The sequence below is a fragment of the Pseudomonas sp. Z003-0.4C(8344-21) genome, from assembly GCF_900104975.1.
GTDB lineage: Bacteria > Pseudomonadota > Gammaproteobacteria > Pseudomonadales > Pseudomonadaceae > Aquipseudomonas > Aquipseudomonas granadensis.
In genome coordinates this window covers 3,292,533-3,315,620 of record NZ_LT629756.1, presented here as the reverse complement: position 1 = coordinate 3,315,620, position 23,088 = coordinate 3,292,533, and the positions used below count along the sequence as shown (strand labels likewise).

Annotated in this window: 15 protein-coding genes; 5 read left to right on the top strand and 10 right to left on the bottom strand. The window is 61.7% G+C overall.

The window, feature by feature from the left end; translation table 11 throughout:
- Nucleotides 1-2: 2 nt before the first annotated feature.
- Genes efeO (BLU24_RS15110) through efeO (BLU24_RS15100) form a run of 3 tightly spaced genes read left to right on the top strand, consistent with a single transcriptional unit; the run spans nucleotide 3 to nucleotide 3,365 of the window.
- Complete coding sequence (efeO, locus tag BLU24_RS15110) at nucleotides 3-1,202, top strand: iron uptake system protein EfeO (protein WP_093101618.1); 1,200 nt, start codon at nucleotides 3-5, stop codon at nucleotides 1,200-1,202.
- Between the two features lie 18 nt (nucleotides 1,203-1,220).
- Entirely contained in the window at nucleotides 1,221-2,519 is a 1,299-nt protein-coding gene (gene efeB / locus BLU24_RS15105; protein WP_093101615.1) for an iron uptake transporter deferrochelatase/peroxidase subunit, read from the top strand.
- Between the two features lie 21 nt (nucleotides 2,520-2,540).
- Nucleotides 2,541-3,365 (top strand): iron uptake system protein EfeO, encoded by an 825-nt coding sequence (efeO, locus tag BLU24_RS15100; protein WP_093101612.1) that lies wholly within the window; start codon nucleotides 2,541-2,543, stop codon nucleotides 3,363-3,365.
- A gap of 123 nt (nucleotides 3,366-3,488) precedes the next feature.
- Here efeO (BLU24_RS15100) and pssA read toward each other — a convergent pair whose 3' ends face one another.
- Nucleotides 3,489-4,832, bottom strand: a complete 1,344-nt coding sequence (gene pssA / locus BLU24_RS15095) for a CDP-diacylglycerol--serine O-phosphatidyltransferase (RefSeq protein WP_093101609.1) — start codon at nucleotides 4,830-4,832, stop codon at nucleotides 3,489-3,491.
- A gap of 220 nt (nucleotides 4,833-5,052) precedes the next feature.
- Between pssA and BLU24_RS15090 the strand changes: the two genes are divergently transcribed.
- The gene (locus BLU24_RS15090; RefSeq protein ID WP_093101606.1) at nucleotides 5,053-5,616 is read left to right on the top strand and encodes a TetR/AcrR family transcriptional regulator; all 564 of its coding nucleotides are present in this window, start codon (nucleotides 5,053-5,055) and stop codon (nucleotides 5,614-5,616) included.
- 54 nt (nucleotides 5,617-5,670) lie between these two features.
- Nucleotides 5,671-6,150 carry a nuclear transport factor 2 family protein gene (locus BLU24_RS15085; protein ID WP_093101603.1) on the top strand — a complete coding sequence of 160 codons (480 nt, stop codon included), beginning with the start codon at nucleotides 5,671-5,673 and terminating at the stop codon, nucleotides 6,148-6,150.
- 85 nt (nucleotides 6,151-6,235) lie between these two features.
- Here BLU24_RS15085 and BLU24_RS15080 read toward each other — a convergent pair whose 3' ends face one another.
- The 9 genes from BLU24_RS15080 to BLU24_RS15040 all read right to left on the bottom strand — a co-directional run bounded on the left by BLU24_RS15080 (nucleotide 6,236) and on the right by BLU24_RS15040 (nucleotide 23,068).
- Entirely contained in the window at nucleotides 6,236-8,089 is a 1,854-nt protein-coding gene (locus BLU24_RS15080; protein ID WP_093106714.1) for a polyurethane esterase, read from the bottom strand.
- 196 nt (nucleotides 8,090-8,285) lie between these two features.
- Nucleotides 8,286-9,974: a polyurethane esterase gene (locus BLU24_RS15075; protein ID WP_093101600.1), complete on the bottom strand. Its 1,689-nt coding sequence runs from the start codon at nucleotides 9,972-9,974 to the stop codon at nucleotides 8,286-8,288.
- A gap of 65 nt (nucleotides 9,975-10,039) precedes the next feature.
- Complete coding sequence (locus BLU24_RS15070; protein WP_093101597.1) at nucleotides 10,040-13,117, bottom strand: autotransporter serine protease; 3,078 nt, start codon at nucleotides 13,115-13,117, stop codon at nucleotides 10,040-10,042.
- Nucleotides 13,118-13,217: 100 nt separating this feature from the next.
- Nucleotides 13,218-16,169, bottom strand: coding sequence for an autotransporter serine peptidase EprS (eprS, locus tag BLU24_RS15065; protein WP_093101595.1), 2,952 nt, complete (start codon nucleotides 16,167-16,169; stop codon nucleotides 13,218-13,220).
- 216 nt (nucleotides 16,170-16,385) lie between these two features.
- Nucleotides 16,386-17,753, bottom strand: a complete 1,368-nt coding sequence (locus tag BLU24_RS15060) for a TolC family outer membrane protein (protein WP_093101592.1) — start codon at nucleotides 17,751-17,753, stop codon at nucleotides 16,386-16,388.
- 2 nt (nucleotides 17,754-17,755) lie between these two features.
- Complete coding sequence (locus tag BLU24_RS15055; RefSeq protein ID WP_093101589.1) at nucleotides 17,756-19,105, bottom strand: HlyD family type I secretion periplasmic adaptor subunit; 1,350 nt, start codon at nucleotides 19,103-19,105, stop codon at nucleotides 17,756-17,758.
- Nucleotides 19,102-20,877, bottom strand: coding sequence for a type I secretion system permease/ATPase (locus BLU24_RS15050; RefSeq protein WP_093101586.1), 1,776 nt, complete (start codon nucleotides 20,875-20,877; stop codon nucleotides 19,102-19,104). Before BLU24_RS15050 ends, BLU24_RS15055 begins: the two co-directional genes overlap by 4 nt.
- Nucleotides 20,878-21,085: 208 nt before the next feature.
- Nucleotides 21,086-21,508, bottom strand: a complete 423-nt coding sequence (locus BLU24_RS15045; protein ID WP_157720853.1) for an AprI/Inh family metalloprotease inhibitor — start codon at nucleotides 21,506-21,508, stop codon at nucleotides 21,086-21,088.
- Nucleotides 21,509-21,601: 93 nt separating this feature from the next.
- Nucleotides 21,602-23,068 (bottom strand): serralysin family metalloprotease, encoded by a 1,467-nt coding sequence (locus tag BLU24_RS15040; RefSeq protein ID WP_093101581.1) that lies wholly within the window; start codon nucleotides 23,066-23,068, stop codon nucleotides 21,602-21,604.
- Nucleotides 23,069-23,088: the final 20 nt, after the last annotated feature.

Below are 23,088 nucleotides of genomic sequence, written 5' to 3'. Positions count from 1 at the left end.
TCATGTCCAAGCCTAAAACTCCTCAGGCCTCGCCTCCCCGCGCCTTGCGCTGGGCGGTGGCCGGCTCGGTGGTGGTGATGATCGCCGCCGGCGGGCTGTTCTACTACGCGTCGCAATTGGCCGCCGCCAAGCGCCAGCACAACCGCGATGAAGTGGTGGTCAACATTCATCCCGGTAACTGCGAGCCGAATGCGCTCAGCGTGCCGGCCGGGCGCGCCAGTTTTCGCATCGTCAACCGCTCGGATCGTGCCGTGGAATGGGAAATCCTCGACGGCGTGCTGGTGGTCGAAGAACGCGAAAACATTGCGCCGGGCCTGAGCCAGGTGATCAACGCCAACCTGCAACCCGGCGACTATGCGATCACCTGCGGCTTGCTGAGCAACCCGCGTGGCACCTTGCACGTGACCCCGACCGCAGCCTCCGACGCCGCGGCCAAAGCCAAGCCGTCGATGGTGGCTTTCGTCGGGCCGCTGTCGGAATTCCGGGTGTACCTCGCCAGCCAGAGCAGCGCGCTGATCAAAGCGGTGACCGCGTTGAATCAGGCCATCGTCAGCGGCGATCTGAGTCAGGCGCAGGCGCTGTATGTGCCGGCGCGTGCCGCTTATCAACGGCTGGCCCCGGCAGCGCAACGCCTGGCCGAACTGGATAACCGCATCAATGCCCGCGCCGATTACTTCGAAAAACGCGAAGAGGATCCGGGCTTCGTCGGTTTCCATCGCCTCGAATACGCGCTGTTCCAGCAACGCAAACTCGACGGCGTGGCGCCGGTGGCGCAACAACTGCTCAGCGACGTCACTGAGTTGAAACAGCAACTGCTCGCCCAGTCACTGCCGCCGGAGCAACTGGTGAGCATCGTCGTGCGCAACCTCAACACGCTCGCCGACGTGCGCGCCGCCAACGGCGAAGAAGAACGCTACAGCCACACGGACCTCAACGGTTTCGCCGCCAATGCGCAGACCGCGCACAAGGTGGTCGATCTGCTGCGGCCAATGCTGAGCAAATCCGCCGCCGAGCTACTGCCGAAAATCGACGCCGCGCTGGGTGATTTCGATAGCGCGTTAAGCAGCCTCAAAGTTGCTGAAGGCTACGCCAGCTACGACAGCGTCAGCGGCGAACAACGCCAGCAGCTCGCCAATAAAGCCCAGGCCCTGGCCGACGCGCTGGATGGCATCGACCCCGCCCTTGGCCTTTCCGGCCTGTAAGCAGAAGACCTGACCCTGATGAAAGAATTCGAAACGCTCAACCTGCAACGTCGCCGTGTGCTCATGGGCATGGGCGCCGCCGGTGTCGCCCTCGCCGGCTCGGCCCTGAGCTGTCCGGCCATGGCCGCCGCGCCGGCGCAAGTCACCGAAGCACCAAGCAGCGACAAGACCGAAGACCGCCACGATTTTCACGGCGTCCACCAGACCGGTATCGTCACGCCGCGCCCAGCCTCGGGCATGCTGGTGGCATTCGACGTGCTGGCCAGTGATCGCGACGATCTCGAGCGGCTGTTCCGCACCCTCAACGAGCGCATCGCGTTTTTGATGAAGGGTGGCCCGGTGGCGCAGATCGATCCGAAACTACCGCCGCCCGATTCCGGCATCCTTGGCCCTAACGTCACCCCGGATAATCTGACCATTACCGTGTCTGTCGGTGATTCATTGTTTGATGAGCGCTTCGGTCTGGCCGCCGCCAAGCCGAAACGCCTGCAACGCATGGTCGGCTTCCCCAACGACGCGCTGGACGCCGATTGCTGCCACGGCGACCTGAGCCTGCAGTTCTGTTCGAACACTGCCGACACCAACATTCATGCGCTGCGCGACATCGTCAAAAACCTTCCGGACCTGCTGCTGGTGCGCTGGAAACAGGAAGGCAGCGTACCGCCGCAAGCCCCGGCGAAACCGGGAGTGCCGGCGCAATCGGCGCGCAATTTTCTGGGTTTTCGTGACGGCTCGGCCAATCCCGATTCCAACGACGGCAAGGCCATGGATCGACTGGTCTGGGTGCAGCCCGGCAGCGACGAGCCAGCCTGGGCGGCCCACGGCAGTTATCAGGCGGTGCGGATCATCCGCAACTTCGTCGAACGCTGGGACCGCACGCCGTTGCAAGAGCAGGAAAGCATCATTGGCCGGGTCAAAACCACCGGCGCACCGATGGGCGCGGAGCATGAAAGTCAGGTCCCCGATTACGGCAAGGACCCGGCCGGCAAGCTGACCAGACTGGACGCGCACATTCGCCTGGCCAACCCGCGCACCGCCGCGAGCCAGGCCAACCTGATCCTGCGCCGGCCATTCAACTACTCCAACGGCGTGAACAAGAACGGCCAACTCGACATGGGCCTGCTGTTCATCTGCTACCAGGCCGATCTGGAAAAAGGCTTCATCACCGTGCAAACCCGGCTCAACGGCGAACCGCTCGAGGAATACCTCAAACCGGTCGGCGGCGGCTACTTTTTTACCCTGCCCGGTGTCACCGGCGACAAGGACTTCATCGGTCGCTCGCTGCTCAACGCCACCCAACCAAAAACTGCCGCCTGACAACACACTGGAGCCGCCCCGATGAAAAAGACGCCACTCGCGTTACTGCTGACCCTTGGTTTGCTCAACACCCCGCTGTCGGCATTCGCCGCGACAGCGCCGCTGGATCTGGTGGGGCCGGTGTCGGACTACAAGATCTATGTCACCGAGAAGCTCGATGAGCTCGCCAGCCACACCCAGCAATTCACCGACGCAGTGAAGAAAGGCGACTTGGCTACTGCGCAAAAACTCTACGCACCGACCCGCGTGTATTACGAGTCGATCGAGCCGATTGCCGAGCTGTTCAGCGACCTCGACGCGTCGATCGATTCACGCGTCGACGATCACGAAAAAGGCGTCAAGGCTGAGGATTTCACCGGTTTCCACCGCCTCGAATATTCGCTGTTTTCGGAGAAGTCGACCCAAGGCCTCGATGCACTGGCCGATGGCTTGAACAAGGACGTCCAGGACCTGCAGACCCGCGTCGCCGGCCTGACCTTCCCGCCGGAAAAAGTCGTCGGTGGCGCAGCGGCGCTGCTCGAAGAAGTCGCCGCGACGAAGATTTCCGGCGAAGAAGACCGCTACAGCCACACCGACCTGTATGACTTCCAGGGCAACATCGACGGCGCGAAGAAAATCGTCGACCTGTTCCGCCCGCAGATCGAGCAGCAGGACAAGGCGTTCGCCGCGAAGGTCGACAAGAATTTCGCCAGCGTGGACAAGATCCTCGCCAAGTACAAAACCACTGATGGCGGGTTTGAAACCTATGACAAGGTCAAGGACAACGACCGCAAGGCGCTGGTCGGGCCGGTGAATACGTTGGCTGAGGATTTGTCGACGTTGCGCGGCAAATTGGGACTTAACTAAGGTTTTATAGCGCCTGTCGGGGCCCTATCGCGAGCAGGCTCACTCCTACAGGGGAACGCATTCCAATGTAGGAGTGAGCCTGCTCGCGATAGCGGTTGTAGCCGCACCACACAATCCGAACGATTACAGGATCCGGTAAAGCAACCGCTCAATCCGCACCCGACTGACGCGCTTGAGAAACTTCGCCACCCCAGCCGGGTAATCCGGCAGCGTTTCCAGGGTCTGAAAGCTGTCGATGCGCGTGGTGTGGCGGAAGATTTCTTCCAGCTCCTGCGCCCGCGGTGCCAGCCATTCGCCTTTCGGATCATCGATCAGCAACGCGTTTTCCAGATCGAGGCGGAATGCTCGCGGATTGAGGTTGTTGCCGGTCAGCAACGTGTAGCGCTGATCGACCCACATGCCTTTGAGGTGGTAGGTATTGTCGCCGTCGCGCCACAGGTGCAGGTTCAACTGACCGCTGTCGATGTTGCGCTGGTGGCGTTTGGCAAAGCGACGCAGGCTGATCTCGTAGAGATACGGCAGCGCGGCGATCACCTTGAACGGCTCGCTCGGCGGAATGTAAAAGTCGTTGGCGGTCTTGTCGCCGACCACGATGTCGATCTTCACCCCGCGCGCCAACGCCCGGTTGATCTCGCGGATGACCCCCAGCGGCAGGTTGAAGTACGGCGTGCAGATGGTCAGTTGGGTCTGCGCGCTGGCAATCAGCTCGAGAATGGCCCGGTTCAACGGGTTGTTCTTGCCGACACCCAGTAGCGGGCTGACCGACAGCCCTTCCCTGCCGCTGCTGCCTTTGGCCGTGTCGTACGTCGCATATTTCAGACGGCTGCGCAGATCGCCGATGTCGTTGCGCAGGCTGCGCGTGGTCGGCAGATTGGGCAAGTCGAGGCGATGCACCGCTTTCGATTCGATCAGGCCATGCTTGACCAGGTGATGCATCGAATCCGCCAGGTCGTGGCTTTGCAGGACGTGATAGCGGTCGAAGCGGTACTTGTCGAACTTGTGCAGATAAACGTTGTTCAGGCTCGCCCCGCTGTACACCACGCAATCGTCGATGACGAAGCCCTTCAGGTGCAAAACGCCAAACAGCTCGCGGGTCTGCACCGGCACGCCGTACACCGGCACTTCACTTTCGTGAGTGCGGGTCATTTCCTGATACCACGCCGAATTGCCCGGCTGCTTGCCGGCGCCGATCAAGCCACGCTGCGCGCGCAACCAGTCGACCACCACGGCGATTTCCAGCTCGGGGCGCTTGAGCTTGGCGGCGTGCAGGGCATCGAGAATTTCCTGACCGGCTTCGTCCTGCTGCAGGTACAGCGCAACGATGTAGATGCGCTGCGTCGCGCTGGCGATTTTCTCCAGCAGGCAACGACGGAACTCGGCGGCGCCGGACAGAATGGTCAGGGCCTCGGCAGTCAGCGGAAAGCTGCGCAGTTTGGGCAGCAGGGAACGTTTGAAAAGCAACGGCATAGGGCTCGCAATGGGTCGAATCCGAAGAGGTTGAGAGCTTACACCATCGTATCCCTCGGGTCTTGTCGGGTCCCGAAGGACGCCATCGCCAGCAGGCTGGCTCCCACATTTGAAATGCATCCCCCTGTGGGAGGGGAGCCAGCCTGCTGGCGATGGCGATTTTACGGCTGAAGATAATACAGGCTTGACCAAGGAGAACATCCGTTCTACTGTCAGCCCCATGAACGAAATCACTCACAATGAAACCCGCGACATCATTCTCGATGTCACCGAAAAGCTGATCTATAAAAGTGGCATCGCCGCCACCAGCATGGATCTCCTGGTGAAGACTGCCGGCGTCTCCAGAAAAAGCATTTACCGTTACTTTGCCGACAAGGACGCGCTGGTGGTCGCCGCGTTGCGACGCCGTGACATCCGCTGGATGGACTGGTACCGAAACGCTGTCGAACAGGCCCCAACCCCGGCCGACCGCCTGCTCAACCTGTTCAGCGTGCTCACCGGCTGGTTCGCCTCCGAGGGCTTTCGCGGCTGTGCGTTCATCAATACCAGCGGCGAGACCGGCGATGCGCAAGATCCGGTGCGACTCGTCGCCAAAGAACACAAACAGAAGCTGCTCGACTACGTGTGCGAGTTGTGTACCGAACATGGCGCCGAAGATCCGTTGTTGCTGGCCAGGCAATTGCTGATCCTGATTGACGGTGCCATTACCGTAGCGCTGGTGATGGGTGATCACAGCGCTGCCGATAATGCGCAATGCATGGCGCGCAAGTTATTGGACCTGTAACGCCTTAATAAGCCGGACACGTTGTTTAATTATTCATTCATTCGGGAGATTGATATGTCGACTGCAGCCCAGGTACGTCCGCCATTGCCACCGTTCAACCGCGAATCGGCCGTCGAGAAAGTGCGTCTGGCCGAGGATGGCTGGAATAGTCGCGATCCGGAAAAGGTCTCGCTGGCCTATACCCTCGACACGAAATGGCGCAACCGCGCCGAGTTCGCCAACAACCGCGAAGAAGCCAAGGCCTTTCTCACCCGCAAATGGGCGAAAGAGCTGGATTACCGTTTGATCAAGGAACTCTGGGCCTACTCGGATACCCGTATCGCAGTGCGTTATGCCTACGAGTGGCACGATGATTCGGGCAACTGGTTCCGTTCCTACGGCAACGAAAACTGGGAATTTGATGACAACGGCGTGATGTTCCAGCGTTACGCCTGCATCAACGACATGCCGATCAAGGAAAGCGAGCGCAAATTCCACTGGCCGCTGGGCCGGCGCCCGGATGATCACCCGGGGCTGTCCGATCTCGGTCTTTGAATCAGATTTTCAATGTGAGAGCCCGCCTGCTGGCGATAGCGGATTGCCGGGTCACCGGCAATCCGGCGCAATAAGCGCCACCCCTTCAGGCGATGACAATCCCCTCGCCGCTCAAGCTATTGAGCGACACCCCGACCAGCGTCACCGAATCATTGCCGAACGTCAGCAGCGTGTCCTGGCCGACGCTGCTGGCATGCGCACGGAAATCTTCCGCTGGCAAAACGCCCTGCACGCCGAGAAACACCAGTTTGTCGTTGGCCGTGTAACCGGCCACCCGATCGTGTCCGAATGCGCCGCTGAACAGGAACGTATCGGCGCCACCGCCCGACTCCAGCAGATCATTGCCGCCACCACCGACCAACACATCGTTGCCGCTGCCGCCAATCAGATGGTCATTGCCGTCGAGCCCGAACAACCAGTCGCCGCCGGCATGGGCCTTGAGCGTGTCGGCACCATTGTTACCCTTCACGCTGGATTCGTAAGCGCTTAGGTTGCTGCCGACCTTCAAACCGCTGGCCGTGACGCTGTGCACCACGTCGTCCTTGAACAGCCCCCAGAGAAAACCCGGCTCCTTGGAGACGATGCTGCCGATGTCGCGGGTGATGCTGATCCCGCCGTTGGCATCGCGCACGTACAGGTTGCCGGCGCCGTCGTTGGCGAAATCGAAGTTCTTCACTGAGCCTTGCAGGTCGAGGCTGTTGCTGCCCTGCCCGCCGAGGATGACGTTGTAGCCACCGCTGTCGCGGAAGCTGTCGTTGCCGGCGCGGCCTTCCAGATAATCGTTGCCGCTGCCGCCCTGGATCAGGTCGTTGCCGTCGCTGCCGATGATGAACGTGCTGCCCTTGTGGGTTTCGGCGTTGCGGTTGAGGTCCTGCACCCAAGTGTTGGCCCGCGCCGGGTCCGACAGGTTGGCGACGATGATCGTCGAGTCGCGACTGGTCAGGTCGTAGAACTTCGAGTCCAGCACCCGCGTCATGCCGTCGCCATAACCGGTGGGCAAATGCGAGATCCAGGTGGGAATGTTGAGGATCGAGAACGGCAGCACGTTCCAGGCGCTGGAGGCGTAATGGTCGTTGAAGCTGACAATGTTGTCGGTGGTCGAGGTGTGCGGCGCATCGTGCACGCCGACCGAAGCGCCGCTGAAGGTCGAGCCGTCGAGCGCGCGGAACACCGGGTCGTTTTCATAGCCGATATTGAGCACCTTGTCGGTGCTGCTCTGGGTCGGCGAGGCGTAGGCGATGTAGTTGGAGTCGGCAAAAAAACCGCCCCACTTGCCGCCGCTCAGGTCCGCCATGCTGTTGACCGCCAGCCCGCCGAGACTGTGGCCGCTGACCAGAATGTCCTTGCCGGTAAGGCCGTTGGCCTTGGCGAACGCCATGACATCGTTGAGCAGATTGCCGAACGCTTCGCCGACGTAGTTTTTCGCATAATCGGCGGGGCCGAACGCGGCGAGCAGATCATTGATCACGTCACCGATCGAATCGCCAATGAGGATTTCCCGTGGACCGCTGGTGCCACGAAAGGCAATGCCCAACTCGGTGAGATGGCCCTGAGCATCGTATTTGCCGAGGATTTCCACTTGCGCGCTGGTGTAGCCGGGTTTTTCGCCGAAGAATGTCCCGCGTGCATCGGTCTTGCCGTCGTAGCCCAGTTGCGTGGCGCTGATCGGCGTCCATCCGGCCTTTTGCACCGCGTCGAGGGCGAGCTTTTCCGAGTCGGGATTCCACGGAATGCCGGGGATCACCCCTTGCGAATCGGTCCCGCCAATCAGCGCGGTGACCAGCGTGGCCGGCAGGCCGAGGCCGAAACCGTTGTGCTGATAACCGCTGGCGAAGCCGTTGTCGAGGTTGTGGTAGGAATACAGCGTGATCGCCATGGCGTCGCTGAACAACGCCTTGGAATCAGCCGTACCGAGGTTCTTGTAGTCATACACACCCATTGCCATTGCCTCTCTTGTTGTTGGAATTGTTCAGAGATAGCTCACAGCCAGAGCGCCCCACGGGGACGCCCCGGAGCATTGTCACTACTGCTTTTGATGTCTGTAGGCCTTCGCCTGCTCGCGATAGCGGAGGGTCAGCCACCTTTTTATGACTGACACACCGCTATCGCGAGCAGGCGAAGGCCTACAGGGGTTACTAGGCGAAAACGAACGCCGAGTCCGACAGATTAGCCACTCCGACCCCGATCAGGGTTACGGTATAGTCGCCAATCTTCAGCACGGTATCGCCACCGGACTGCGACGCGTGCTGTTTGTAGTCGTAGCCCTGCCCCGCGCCCTCGACGCCCATGAACACCAGTTTGTCGCTGCCCTGATATCCATTGATCGCATCGAGCCCGAACGCGCCGCTGAACAGGAAGGTGTTGTTGCCGCCCAGCGCGGTCATCACATCGTTGCCAGCGCCGCCGACAAAGGTCACCTGGCCTTTGTCGCTGATCAGGCTGTCATCACCACCGAGGCCGAACAGCCAGTCACCGTCAGCACTGGCGTGCAACGCATTACCATAGCCATCGCCGCTGAGGGAGTGGTTGTACTGAGTCAGCTCGCTGCCATTGCTCAGGCCCTTGGCCGTGACGCCCCAGGTGATCTCCTTGCTACCCCACCACGACCCCGCCTCTTTACTGACCAGCGCGCCGATGTCGCGGGTCAGGCTGATGCCGCCGTAAGCGTCGCGCACGTATAAGGTGCCGTCGCCATCGTTGGCGAAGCTGAAGTTCTGCAGCGGCTTTTGCAGTTCGAAGGTGTTGTGCCCCTGACCGCCGAGCAGAATATTGAAACCGCCGTCATCGCGGAAACGGTCGTCACCGCCCAGGCCTTCCAGAAAGTCGTTACCGCTGCCGCCCTTGAGCCAGTCGCTGCTGTGCGTGCCGATGATCAACGTGCTGCCCACATGCGGTTCGCCGCTGCGGCCGAGGTCTTCAACCCAGGTCTTGCCGCGCGACGCCTCTTCCAGATTGGAGACGATGATCGTCGAGTCCTTATGAGTCAGCGCGTAGAACTGCGAGTCGATTACCCGGTTCAAGCCATCAGCATAGCCCAGCGAACTGTGGGCCGACCAGTTCAGCGGATTGACGATGCTGAACGGCACCAGGTTCTGCGCGGTGGATGCGTAGTTGTCGGTGAAATTGATAATGTTGTCGGTGGTCGAATCGTGCGCGCCGTCGTGTTTGCCGAGCGAACCGCTGCTGAAGGTCGTGCCGTCAAGTGCGCGGAACACTGGGTCATTTTCATAACCGATGTTCAGCACGTTGCTGCCGGTGCTGCTCTGGGTCGGCGAGGCAAACGCAATGTAGTTGGCATCCTTGAAGAACCCGCCCCAGTGGCTGGCGCTCAGCTCCGCCACGCTGTTGACCCCGAGCCCGCCAAGGCTGTGGCCGCTGATCAACACGTCCTTGGCGGCGATGCCGTTGGCGATGGCAAATGCGGCAACAGCCTTGAGCAGATTATCGAAGGCATTTTTCGCGTAGTTGCTCGCGTAATCCGATGGACCGAAGGCGGCCAGCAGGTTGTTTTTCATGTCGCCGTAGGTGTCGCTGTAACCGAGCCCGCCGGTGCCACGAAAGGCGATGCCGATACCGATCAGCTTGCCGGCGGCATCGTACTTGCCGAGCACTTCGGCCTCGGCGCTGGTGTAGCCGTCCTGCTCACCGAAAAACGTGCCCTGCGCGCCGACCTTGCCCTGATAACCCAGCGCCGTCGCTGCGACGGGCGCCCAGGCGGTGGCCGGTAACGGTTTGCCGGTCGGCGTGTAGGCATACAGCGTCAGTGCGATGGCGTCGCTGTACAACGCTTTGCCATCGGTATTTCTGTAATCGAACAATCCCATGTCGGTCCTCTCATCCTTCAAAACGGCAGTGCCCTTGAGCACTGCCGATACACCAGGAACTGTGGTTAGAACTGCCAATCCAGCGTCAGCCCCACACCGTGGTCTTTTTCGTTCGAGCCGACCAGACCGTTGTAATCCAGATTGACCCGCACGTCACGGTTGAGTGCCAGGCCTGCGCGCACGCCGACCACCGCGGCGTCGCGATCCATCGACACGCTCTGCACGGTGAAGGCGCTGTTGCCGTTGGCGAACGCCAGGTGGCTGTCGGCGTCGACACTGCTCAGGTTGTGCTGCCAGCCGAGGCTCGCGCCCAGCTCCAGCTGATGCTGATCCGACAAGGCGAAGCTGCGCTTGGCGCGCACGCCGAGGGTCGACAGCACCACGTCGCGGTTGTCCTCACCGCCCTTGAGCGCCGCCGCGTCACCCTTTTCGGTGAAGCTGTCGGTGTTGAGGTGGACGTAGGACAGATTGGCGAACGGCTCCAGATTCATCGGTTGCAGGCCGAGGTCGTAAGCAGCTTCGGTGAACAACTGCGCCGTGGTCGCATCGCGCTTGGTTTTCTGCTGGCCGCTGACACCGGCAAATTGCAGATCACGTTTGGCATCAATGCGGTGCCAGCTGTAGGCGCCGCCGACGGTCAGGCGCAGCGCATCGATCTCATGCCCCAGATACGCACCCAAGTGGTAGCTGTCGACCGACGCCGATGAATGCGTGCCGCTGCCCATGCTCAACGAGCTGTCGCTATAACCGGTGACGAAACCCAGGCGCGTATCTTCAGCGATCAAGCCGTCGACACCGGCCAGCAAGCCACCGATGGAACTGGTGGAATCGGCATTCTCGTGGCCGCCATCGCTTTTACCCCACGACCCGAGCACCTTGACCCAGGCATTGCTGCGATCGTCAGTCGGCGCATCCGCGTTGAACAGATCGCGCTCACGCAGACGCTCACCCACCGCTTCGCGCAGGTAGCGGCTGTCGTTGATCAGCAGCGTGCCGATGGCCGGATGAATCTCGCCGGAGAGTTGCTGGAACGCTTGCTGCGCCGATGCAGCGTTCGGCGACAGCAGCAGGGTTTCGAACAAGGCATTGCCGGCGCCCAGACGCTCAGCCGCTGCACCGACCGCGCGCTGATTCGGCGTCAGGCCGACGCTGGCGAACGAGGCGTCGTTGCGCCCCACCGCCAGTTGAATGCCGTCCGCCGAATACGCCAACGTGCCGCCAAGGAAGGCGTAATCCGGCAACACCTGGCCGAAGCGCCCTTCAATGCCGCCGGCCGCTTGCAGGATGTTGTAGCGCGTACCGAGCAGACTTTGCACTTCACTGGTGGACAGCAGGGTCGGGCTGTTTTCCAGCGACATGCTCACGGTGGCGCCTTCGATGACGGCTTTGCCGCCGGCGACGATCTGGTCGCTGCTGGTTGGCGACAACTCGACGGCGTAAGTCGAGCCCGGCGCGAAGGTCACGTCGCCAGCAACATTCAGCGTGCCGATCGAGTTGCCCGGCGCGACCGTACCACCGCTGTTGACTGCCAGCGCGCCAATGCGGCCATTACCGCCGAGGAAGCCGCCGTCATTCACGGTGACGGACGATTGCAGCGAACCGTTGATGGCCAGCCGTCCCTGATTGACCAGTGTCGGGCCGCTGTAGGTGTTGTTGCCGGTGAGCACCAGGGTGCCGATGCCCTGTTTGGTCAGGCCGCCGTGACCGGAGATATCGTTACGCCAGGTATCGAGGCCGCAGGTAATGTCCGTGCACACGCGTTCGGTCGGCTTGCCCTTATCGATGATTGCGCCGATGCCCGGCAGATCGGCGACGAACTGGCCGGAACCGTAGGCGCCGTCGATGCGGAACTCAGCGGGAATGTCTTGCTCGGTAACGAACATCGATGGGCCATCGATGCCTTTGCGCAGGTTGATCATGCCCCAGCCGTACAAGGCGTCGATGCCCGGTGCGCCAAGGTCGGTCGCGGTGGTGCGCAGGACCGTGGCGACCTGATCGCCCGTCATGTACGGAAAGCGCTCCATCAACACCGCCACCGAACCGGCCACATGCGGCGCGGCCATCGAGGTGCCGTTGTAGTTGGCATAACTGGTGGTGAGGTTGTCGAGGCTGGTGCCTTCGATGATCGAGCTGTAGATTTTCGTGCCCGGCGCGGCCACGCAGAAGCTCGCGGTGTAGCCGCAGCGCGAGGAAAACGTACTCATGATGTACGGGTTGCTGCTGGCCAGATCCGGGTTCTTTTGCAGGGCGGCGACGGTGATCCAGTTCGGCGCGATGTCCGGGACGAAATAGCCGAGGCCCGCGATCGCATCGGGGTTGTTGAGGTTGTAGTCGTTGCCTGCGGCAAAAATGGTGACGATGCCGCTGCGCGCCGCGGCGATGGCGCCGTCATAGGCGCCGCCGGGTTTGGTCCCGAGCAGCGTGCGGATCTCGTTGAACTGCAACTGCGCGTCGTTGACGGTGAAGTGCGGATAGGCCGGATCGCGGCCACCCAGATCGAAGCGGTCGGTGATGCCAATGCCCCAGCTGTTGTTGATGATCCGCGCGCCGCTGGCGATCAGCGCATCCCAACCGGCCTTGTACACCGCGCCGTCGTTGCCGCGCACGATGCCGTCTTCCGGGCCGGGGTCGCCGTTGTCGGCGCTGATGATCTGCGCGCCGAAGGCCACGCCGTGCATGACGCCACCGTCACGGCTGCCGGCGGCGATACCGCCGACATGGGTGCCGTGAGCGCCGAGTTTGCCGTTGGAACCGACCGTCGGCGCGCCGTCATAAAGGAACGCGTCCCCGGCTTTGACCGGGATGTACGGGTCGGTGTATTCGCGGATCCCGCGGGTGACCAGGGTGACGACTTTGTTGCTGCCGGAGAACTCCGGGTGCGCGGCGTACACCGGCTGGTCGAAGATCCCCAGTTTCACGCCTTTACCGGTGTAACCGGCGGCGTAGGCGTAGTCGGCACCGATCGCGCCCAGGCCCCAGTCGGCCTGGAATTCGCTACTGCGCCAGCTCGACGGATCGCCCGTGCGGCCGTTCTCCACGTAAGGCGCAGCGTGGGCGGTGCCGAGGGCGCAGAGCACCGCGAGCGTCAGGGTTTTCAGGGCAAAGCGGCCACCCGTTTGCGCGGGGGTATTGTTGTTGTTCATCCAGCGACCTTCCTTAGTGTTGTTGCGAAAAATCCGTTACGAATGGATCGTTCCCACGCTCCGCGTGGGAACGATCAACGCCTGTGGCGAGGCGTAGCGATTAGAACTGCCAGTTCAGGCTCAGGCCGACGCCGTGCAGTTTTTCGCGACTGGCCAGTTGTCCGTGGTAATCGAGGTTGACCCGCACGTCCTTGCTCAACGCCAGGCTGGCCTGCACGCCGACCAGCGCGGCGTCGCGTACCAGCGCTGAGCTTTCCACCGCGTACGGCGTGCTGCCGCTGGCAAAGCGCAGGTGTTGCTCGGAATCGATGTCGCTGAGGCTGTGCTGCCAGCCGAGGCTGCCGCTGACGTCCAGCGCTTGCCTGCTCGAGATATCGAAGGTCTTGCGCGCCCGCACACCGAGGGTGCTGAGCACTGCATCGCGCTGATCGCCGGAGCTTTTCAACGCTGCCGCATCGCCCTTCTCGGTGAAGCCGTCAGTGTCCAGATGCACGTACGTCAGATTGGCGAAAGGCTCCAGCGCCAGTGGTTGCAGGTCGACTCGATAAGCCGCCTCGCCGAATATTTGTGTGGTCGCCGCGTCGACCTTGGCTTTCTGCTTACCGCTGACTTCGCCGTAGTGCAGATCACGCTGCACATCGGCGCGATGCCAGCTGTAGGCCGCGCCACTGCTCAAGCGCCAGGCGCCGATTTCGTGCCCGGCGTAGGCACCGAGGTGATAGCTGTCGACCTTGGCCGACGAGTGCGTGCCCGACCCCATGCTCAGCGAACTGTCGCTGTAACCGGTGACCAGACCGATGCGAGTCTGCTCGTCCAGTGCGCCGTCGACACCGGCCAACAGTCCACCAATCGAGGTGTTGTAGCCGGCCGTGTCGTGGCTCGAATCGGTCGAGCCCCACGCGCCGAGGGCTTTGATCCAGCCGTTGCTTTGCCCGGCGCTGCTGTCGCGCAGGCGCTCGCCCACCGTGTCGCGAATCTGGCGGCTGTCATTGATCAGCATCGTGCCGAGCGCCGGGTAGATTTCGCCGCTCAACTGCTGGAACGCTTGTTGCGCAGTTGGCGCGTCTGGCGCACGCAGCAGGCTTTCAAACACCGCGTTGCCGGCACCCAGCCCTTCGACAGCCGCGGCCACCGAGCGTTGGTTCGGGGTCTGGCCGACGCTGGCAAACGCCGTCGCGTTGCGCTCGATGTTCAGTTGAATGCCATTGGCCGCGTAATCGAGGCTGCCGCCGATGAACAGGTAATTGGGCAGTACTGCGCCGAACTGGCCCTGAATGCCGCCGGCTGCTTGCAGAATATTGTACTGGCGGCCGAGCAGGCTTTGCGCTTGGGCAGTGCTGAGCAGCGTCGGGCTGTTTTCCAGTGAAAGGCTGACGGTGGCGCCACTGACAGTCGCGGTGCCGCCGGCGACGATGCGATCACTGCGGGTCGGCGACAGCTCCACGGCATAAGTCGAGCCTGCGCCCAGCGTCACATCACCGGCGACGTTCAAGGTGCCGATGGAGTTGCCCGGAGCGACTCGCCCGCCGTTCTTCACCGACAGCGCAGCGATGCGTCCGGAGCCGCCGAGGGTGCCGCTGTCGTTGACCGTGACCGCTGAAGTCAGCGAGCCATTGACCGTCAGCAGTCCGCCGTTGACCGTGGTCGCGCCGCGATAGGTGTTGTCGCCACTCAGGACCAAATGCCCGGCGCCGGATTTGCTCAGGCTGCCCTCGAATACGCGCCCCGCTGCTGCCGCATCGCGCGCCGTGCCGACCGCGTAATCGGTTTGATCCTGCTGACTGGCACCGACTGGAACGCCGTTCTGCCAGCCCTTGTCTTGCAGGGTCTGCTGCCAGGTGCTGTGTTCGGCGAGGTCTTCGCGCTGGCGCTGGAGCAGCGCCTTGTCGGAGATGTCATTGCTCCAGACATCGCGCTGCCCCGCGCCGAGGTTGGCGTCAAACGCGCCGAGCAACTGCCCCGGCCCGCGCATCGCCCGGTTCAGATTGGCCACCCCCCAACCGACCCGTCCGCTTGGCGCATCGGTGACCGAACCATCCAGTTGCGTCGCGGTGGTCAACAGCACTTGCAGCGCCTGCTGATTGTTCATGTACGGATAGCGTTCCATCACCAGCGCCAGCGCGGCAGTGGCGTGCGGCGCAGCCATCGAGGTGCCGGACTTGATTGCATAACCACCGCCAGAAATGGTGCTGTCGATCTTCGCGCCGGGGGTGGTGATGCACCAGTATTTGGCGATGCCGCACTGGTTGTACTTTTGCTGATTGCCTTGATCCAGCCCCGACACCGCCAGCCAGTGGCCTTCCAGATCCGGCTGAAAGTACGGCAACGCAGAGCGCACGCTGGCGTTCGGGTAGCCGCTGTTGCCGGCGCTGAACACGTTGATCACACCCCGGCGAGACACGTCCGCCGCCGCATCGAGCCAAGTGCCTTTGTTCCAGTGCTGGGCATAAGCGGCGTGCAGGTCCGCCAGCGTGCGATAGCTGACATCCGGCGGCTGGCTGCCCCAACTGTTGTTGATCGCGCGCACGCCGGCATCGGCCAACGCGTCATATACCGCTTTGAAATAGCGTGGGTCGGGGCTCGGGCCGAACAGGAAACTGTCGTTCTTGTTGGTGTTGCCGACGTAGATCTGCGCGTTGAACGCCACGCCGTGCATGCCGCTGCCATCACGCGCGGCGCCCATGGTGCCGATCACGTGGGTGCCGTGGGAATCGTTGTTGGGGTTGAGCGTGCCGTCGACGTTGAACGCTGAGCCGTCGAGGTAAGTGCCGCTGGCCAGCACCGGGTGGTAGCGGTCGCGGGTGAACTCGGGGTGGGCGGCATCGAAACCGGAATCGAGGGCGCCGATTTTCACGCCTTGACCGGTGATGCCCGCCGCGTAGGCGTACTCGGCTTGCAGGCGACTCAGGCCCCAATCGCGGACGAATTCGGCGCTGCGCCAACTGGCTGGATCGCCGGGCTTGCCGGCTTCAAGGTAGGCGGCGTGGGCCGCTGTTGTCGAGATTGCAAACAGCAGGGAGCCGACCGAAACCGGCTTGGTGCGTACGTCCATGTTCTGTTCTCGCTTTTATTGTTTTTGTGGCAGGCTTTTCTGCGGTGTTGCCTGCTTCCCCTCACCCCAGCCCTCTCCCCCAGGAGAGGGAGCCGATCTTCGTTGAGTTTCGAACCGAGTCCAACTCAGCTTCTTTAGTGAATTCACTATCGAACCGTCAGGTCGGCGGATTTCTCCAGCATCCCCCGATCAGTCCCCTCTCCCTCTGGGAGAGGGTTAGGGTGAGGGCTGCCCAGCGACCACAAAGGCCTCGTCCACCCGCGCCAGATCCTGCTCGTTCAAGGTCCCGGCGTAAAAATGCAATTTGGTCCAGGCCATCAAGTAGTCATAGCGCGCCTGCGCCAGATCGCGGCGAGTGGTGAACAGTTGTTGCTCGGCGTTCAATGCGTCGAGGTTGGTTCGTTCACCGCCGAGGATGCTTTGCTTGGTCGACACCACCAGTGCTTCGGCCGAACTCAGGGCTTTCTGATAGGCGCGCAATTTGCTCACCCCGGAAAGGCAAGCGCTGAACTGGCGGCGCAGTTCGATCAGCGTCTCGCGGGTCTTGCCGTCGAGTTCGTATTCGGCCTGCTCCATCGTGCGGCTGGCCTGGCGGGTCGAGGCGGATACGCCGCCGCCGGCATACAGCGGCACGCTGACTTCAAAACCAATGGTGTTGGTTTCGTAACGCTGGTTATAGGTGTTGCCGCTTTCCGATTCGTTCTGGCGCATCGAGGCGTAGGCGCTGACTTTCGGCAGGTGCCCGGCGCGGTTGCGCTCCACTTCGTAACGCGCGACTTCCACGGCCTGGCGTTGCGACGCGAGGTTGGGGTTGTTGCTCACCGCCAGTTCGTGCCAAGTGTCGTAGTTGGCAGGTTGTAGAGCGAAGGTCTGGAAGTTCTGGTTGAGCGGCGCCAGATCACCGATGTCCACCGCTGGCGTGCCGACCAGTGCGCCCAGCTCACGCAGCGCGGCGTCCTGCTCGTTGCGCGCCTCGATTTCCTCGGCCGTCGCCAATTCGTAGCGCGACTCGGCTTCGAGGATGTCGGTGCGAGTGCCCTCGCCCTGCTTGAACATGTGTTCGTTCTGCTGGAACTGCTGCTCGTAGGCCTTCTTCTTCGCCAGCGCGATGTCGATCTGGTCCTGGGCAAACAGCGCCTTGGTGTAGTTGTCGAGCACACGCACCAGCAATTCCTGGCTCTTGCCACGGAAGGCTTCGTCGGCAAACAACGACTGCGCTACGCCTTTGCGATAGGCCGCGTACGCCTCGTAGTCGAGCAGCGGTTGTTGCAGGGTCAATGCCGAGCCGTAACTGCTGTAGTTGCGCTCGTCGGTGTTATTGCGCGCGCGCTCATCCAGAGACGTGGCTTTCGAGGAGTTACGGCCCTTGTTGTAGGTGTAACCGATGCGCGGCAACAGTCCCGCGCGGCCGATGGCGCGGTTTTCCAGGCCGGCATCGCGTTCCTTGATCGCGCCGAGGAACACCGGGTCATTGCGCAACGCCTGTTCGTAGATCTCGAACGGCCCCATGGCCGCTACTGCCGATTGGCTCGCGAGCAATGTCAGCGCCGCCAGCATGGAAAACTTGGTCATACAGCCGAACATCCTTATTCCTCGGTCAACGCGGAACCGGCCCGATCGAGCAGCGGTTTGAACAGGTAATTGAGGAGTGAACGTTCACCGGTGCGCACGAACATTTCCGCCGGCATGCCGGGTTTGATCACCAGACCGTTGAGTTTTTCCATGGCCTGATCGCTGACGCTGCTGCGCAGCACGTAGTACGGCACGCCGGTTTTTTCGTCGACCATCTGGTCGGCGGAAATCAGGCTGACTTCGCCCGGTACGCGCGGGGTTTTGCTCTGATTGAACGCGGTAAACAGAATGTCCACCGGCAAATGCGTGCCGACCTTGTCGATCAGGCTGATCGGCAAGTGGCCTTCGACTTCCAGCGAGGTGCCCTGCGGCACGATCTCGAGCAAGGTTTCGCCCTGGCGCACCACTGCGCCTTCGGTGTGCACGCCGAGATTGACTGCGACGCCGTCGGCAGTGGCGACAATCTCGCTGTGTTGCAGGTCGAAACCAGCCGAGGTCAGTTGCTCCGACAGGGTCACGCTTTTCAGTTGCGCGTCGGCCAGTTGCGTGCGCACTTCCTTCTGATATTCCTCGCTGTGCTGTTGCAGCTTCAGGCGCGTTTCGAGGATGCCCTGCTCGACCCGGCCGCTCTCGCCAGTGTTCTCGGCCAGTTGCTGCTGCACTTGCGACAGTTGCCGCTGATATTCCATCAAGCGGTTGCGCGGGATGTAACCGTTGTCAGCCAGTGGCTGCAAGTTGCTCAATTGCTGTTGCAGCGAATCGGCCTGGGCGTTCAGGTCGGTGCGGGCGCGACGCATGCCAGCCAGCTGAGCGGTGGCGCCTTCGATGCTCGCACGCAGCCCGGCCTGCTCGCGGTAGAACGCCTCGCGGCGGCTGCTGAACAGTTGCCGCTGGCCTTCCAGCACCAGCGCCAGGCGCGGGTCCGGGTCGCTGCTCAGTTCTGCCGGAAAAGTCACTTGCTTGAGGTTGTCACGTTCGGCCTGCCAGCGTGCGAGGCTGGCCCAGGCCATGCGGTATTGCGCTTGCAGCGACTGCACGTCGGCGGCGACCTGGGTCTGGTCGAGACGGAACAGCGGCTGGCCTTGTTTCACGATTTCGCCTTCGCGCACCAGAATCCGGCTGACCACGCCGCTGCTCATCGACTGCACGGCTTTGCGTTTGCCCGAGACCACAACGGTGCCCTGCACCGGAATGCCTTGATCGAGCGGCGCCAGTGCGGCCCAGGTAAAGAAACTGCCGGCGCCGACAATCGCCAGAATCCAGCCCATGCGCGCGAAAAATTTCGCGTCACGCTCCGGGCGTTCGCTCAGGTAGGCATGTTCCATGTTCGCTTCGTTTTCAGTGTTCATGCTTGCGCTGCTCATACACCCGAATTCCTCGTCGAGGGCTGATACTGTCGGCTCATGCTGAGCCCGCCCGGTGCCTGCGCGGCTTTTTCGCGTTGTTGTTCAGGGTTGCCGGAGAGTGCCTTGAGCACCTCCTGGCTCGGGCCGAAGGCTTGCAGACGACCCTCGTTGAGCACCAGCAGTTTGTCGGCTTGCGCCAGCACCGACGAACGATGCGTCACCAGCACCACCGTGGTGCCCTGCGCCTTGAGCGCGGCAATCGCGCTGGCCAGCGCCGCTTCGCCGACGGTGTCGAGGTTGGAATTGGGTTCATCGAGCACCACCAGGGTCGGCGTGCCGTACATTGCACGGGCCAGGGCAACGCGCTGTTTCTGGCCGCCGGACAAGCCACTGCCGTCCTCGCCCAGTTGCGTGTCGTAGCCTTGCGGCAACCGCAGGATCATCTCGTGGACGCCGGCCTGCTGTGCGGCCGCCACCACTTGCTGCGGGTCGGCTTGGCTGAAACGCGCAATGTTCTCGGCGATGCTGCCGCTGAACAGTTCGATGTCCTGCGGCAGATAACCGATGTACGGGCCGAGTTGGTCGCGATTCCAGCGATGAATATCCGCGCCGTCCAGGCGCACGGTGCCGCCCAGCGTCGGCCAGACGCCGACCAGTACCCGCGCCAGGGTCGATTTACCCGAGCCGGAAGCGCCGAGCACACCGAGCACTTCGCCCGCGGCGAGATTGAAATTGACCATATGCAAGGTCGCGGCACGCTGCCCCGGCGGGCCGGCGCTGACCTGTTCGAAGGTGATCTGGCCTTTCGGCGCCGGCAATGCCATGGCGTCGTCACTGGGCGGGAACGCTTGCAGCAGCGCGTCGAGACGGCGGTACGCCAGCTTCGCCCCGCTCCACTGTTTCCACACCGCGATCAACTGGTCGATCGGGCTGAGCACGCGGCCCATCAGAATGGAACCTGCGATCATCATGCCGGCGGTCATGTCGCCCTTGATCACCAGCAATGCGCCGAGGCCCAGCACCAGTGATTGCAGGCACAGGCGCAAGGTTTTGCTCAGCGAACTGATCACCGCGCCGGTGTCACTGGCCTGATTCTGCAAACCGAGGAAGCGCGAGTGCACCTGGAACCAGCGCTTGCGCAGCGAACCGAGCATGCCCATCGCCTGAATGGTTTCGGCGTTATGCAAATGGCTGGTGGCCAACTGGCTGGACTTCTGCGAAAAACCAGCGGCTTCGCCCAGCGGCTTTTTGGTCATGTACTCGTTCAGGCATGCCAGCGCGATGAGCAACAGCGCGCCGGCCGTGGCGAGCACGCCGAGCCAGACGTTGAACAGGTAAATCACGAACAGATAGACCGGGAACCACGGCGCATCGAAAAACGCGAACAGCGCCGGGCCGGTGACGAATTGGCGAATATGGGTCAAGTCGCCCAGCGATTGCCCGGCATTGCCCTCGCCCTTGAACAGGTTGCGTTCGAACGCCGCTTGATACACCCGCAGGTTGAAACGGCGTTCCAGCTGACTGCCGATACGGATGACGATAAAGCTGCGCACCACTTCCAGCAGGCCGATAAAGGCAAAGAAACCCACCACCATCAGCGTCAGCATCGCCAGGGTCGTTTCGTTCTGCGACGACAGCACGCGGTCATAGACCTGCAGCATGTAGATGGAGGGCACCAGCATCAGCACATTAATCAGCGCCGTAAAGCAACCGACACTGATCAGAATGCTTTTATAGTCAGCCAAAGCCTTGAACAAGGGAGCGGTGGCTGGGGCCTTCGCCATCTTCATTGATTATTCCTGAAAACTATCTCTCGCCATTCATTGGCGAAATTCGAGTTGATAATCCGCCCACGGCGGAACTTGCCTTTTGCCTGACGCTTACACTTTCATAACAACTAGCGCCTTGAACTACGGTGCAGTTGCCAGTTGAAGGTGACTTATAACGCCGATGCAGCACTTTATATTCAAACTTCGTCTCAGACTTGATCGTTGCCGGTCAACGCGCTGTGCGCTCAAGGGTAATGATCAGGCCCGACTTCAAAGTACTCAGATAAAGCCCATCACGTTGTCGGCTGAAAAACTGGATTCTTGAGCCTTCGTTGCCCGTGATCGACAGGCCGTCAGGGTCGGCAAACCAGCCGATTGGCAGTTGTTCCAACCACGCGCCGAGACAGTCGGCGCCTTCACCCAACGTCTGATTCGCGCGCAATTCGACACCACAGGTGTTCGAAGGCTTGTCCTGTTGCTTTTGCGCCTGGCGATCATCGCTTGCCGCGGACAATGTCGCTTGCCAGTGCCCGGCAAATACCGCCGGATCTTCCAGTCTGAGGCTGCTTGCCATGCTCGTTTCTCCTGAAACCATGATGAACGCCGCCGTTAGCCACGCCCCTGCCTTGTAGGTAAAAGCTTTACCGATCATGGGAATAATCGCTCCGGGGTGTAGCCTTGCTTACCGTCCAGCACGATGCAAGCGGAGAAAGCGACGCATGACGCGCCGCTTTGTCCTTTTACATCACGCCACGATGTCGCTGGTGGCTGCCTGGCCAACGGTGCTGACGATGAAATCAGCCACGCCGTGCCCGGAGAAGTCCACCGACAACAGGCTGTTGCCACCCGACGAGGTCAGTACCGCATCGCCGGCCGCACCCGTGAAGGTGTTGACGAAGTGCAGGCCTGCGCCATTGGTGATGCCGGTCAGGTCGATCTTGTCCAGACCGCTGACGAAATCGAGGATCTGATCGATCGCCCCCGGCTTGGAATCGGAGCTGGCCGCAAACACAAACGTGTCCGAACCTGAACCGCCCCACAGCTTGTCCGCACCGCCCGCGCCGAAGAGGATGTCGTTACCGGCACCGCCCTTCAGCTCGTTGGCCACGCTGTTGCCGATCAACAGATCACTGCCGGCACCGCCAATGGCGTTTTCGATAATCGCACCTTTGGCAATCGACACGTTGCCGACCATGCCACCGACGTCGGAGAACGAGGCGTCATTGAGGTTGATTTTCTGGTTCTGGGTGAAACCGGAGAAATCCAGGGTGTCCCTGCCGCCCGCGTCCCAGACCGAGAACACCACTTTGTCGCTGGACGACGAAGCACTGAGGAAATCCCGCCCGGTGTTGGAGTTGAAACCGTAAGTGCTGTCACCGGTACGGGTGTTCATGTTGGCGCCGTAGAGCTTCTGGATGGCAGCGATATCGTCCATCAGCGGCCCGGAGGCATACGCTTCCACCCCGCCCTTGCTGAAGTTCTGGTTGGTGTTGCTTTCACTCCAGTAGCTCATGATGCTGTAACCGCGGGTGTCTTGCCCGTAGGTCGCATCGTTGTAGGTCGGGTTGCCATTGCCGGCATTGTAGTCACCGGGGTGTGCAAGACCGAGGGTATGACCGATCTCGTGGGTCAGGGTCTGACGGCCATAGTTGTTCAGGTCCGGGTTCTTGTTTTGCGTGTAACCGCTGTTGATCAAGTACCACGAAGTGCCGTCATAACCGGCACCGGTCCCCGGCAAATAGGCGAACGCCGCAGCGCCATCCTGACCACCGCTGTAATTGCCAAACGTCATGTGCCCGTCCCCGCCCGAGGCTTTCTCGGTGAAGGTAACGTTGGCGACATCGGCCCAGGACTGCATGGCCAGTTTGGCCTGAGCCTGCTGTTGCGCACTGAACTGGCTGAACCCGCTGATCCCGTGCTTGTTCATCGTGCTGAACGACGCCGAGGTCAGGAACGTATAGGTCAGCTCGATCTTGCCGCTCCCGTCCTTGTCCTGATAGGCAGCGCCATCGCGCAGCAACTGGGTCGCCGCCTGATCGACGGTGTACGAGGGTTTGCCATTGACCGTGAGATTACCGCCACGGTCATATTGATGGCTGAAGCTATTGATCTGGTTATAGGCCGAACTGGCAGCGGCCAGCGACTGCGGCGCCGCAGACAGCAACAAAGCCTGCTCGGCGGAATCAATAGCATTGGTTTTGACTTTCGACATAAACACACTTCCTTGTTAAG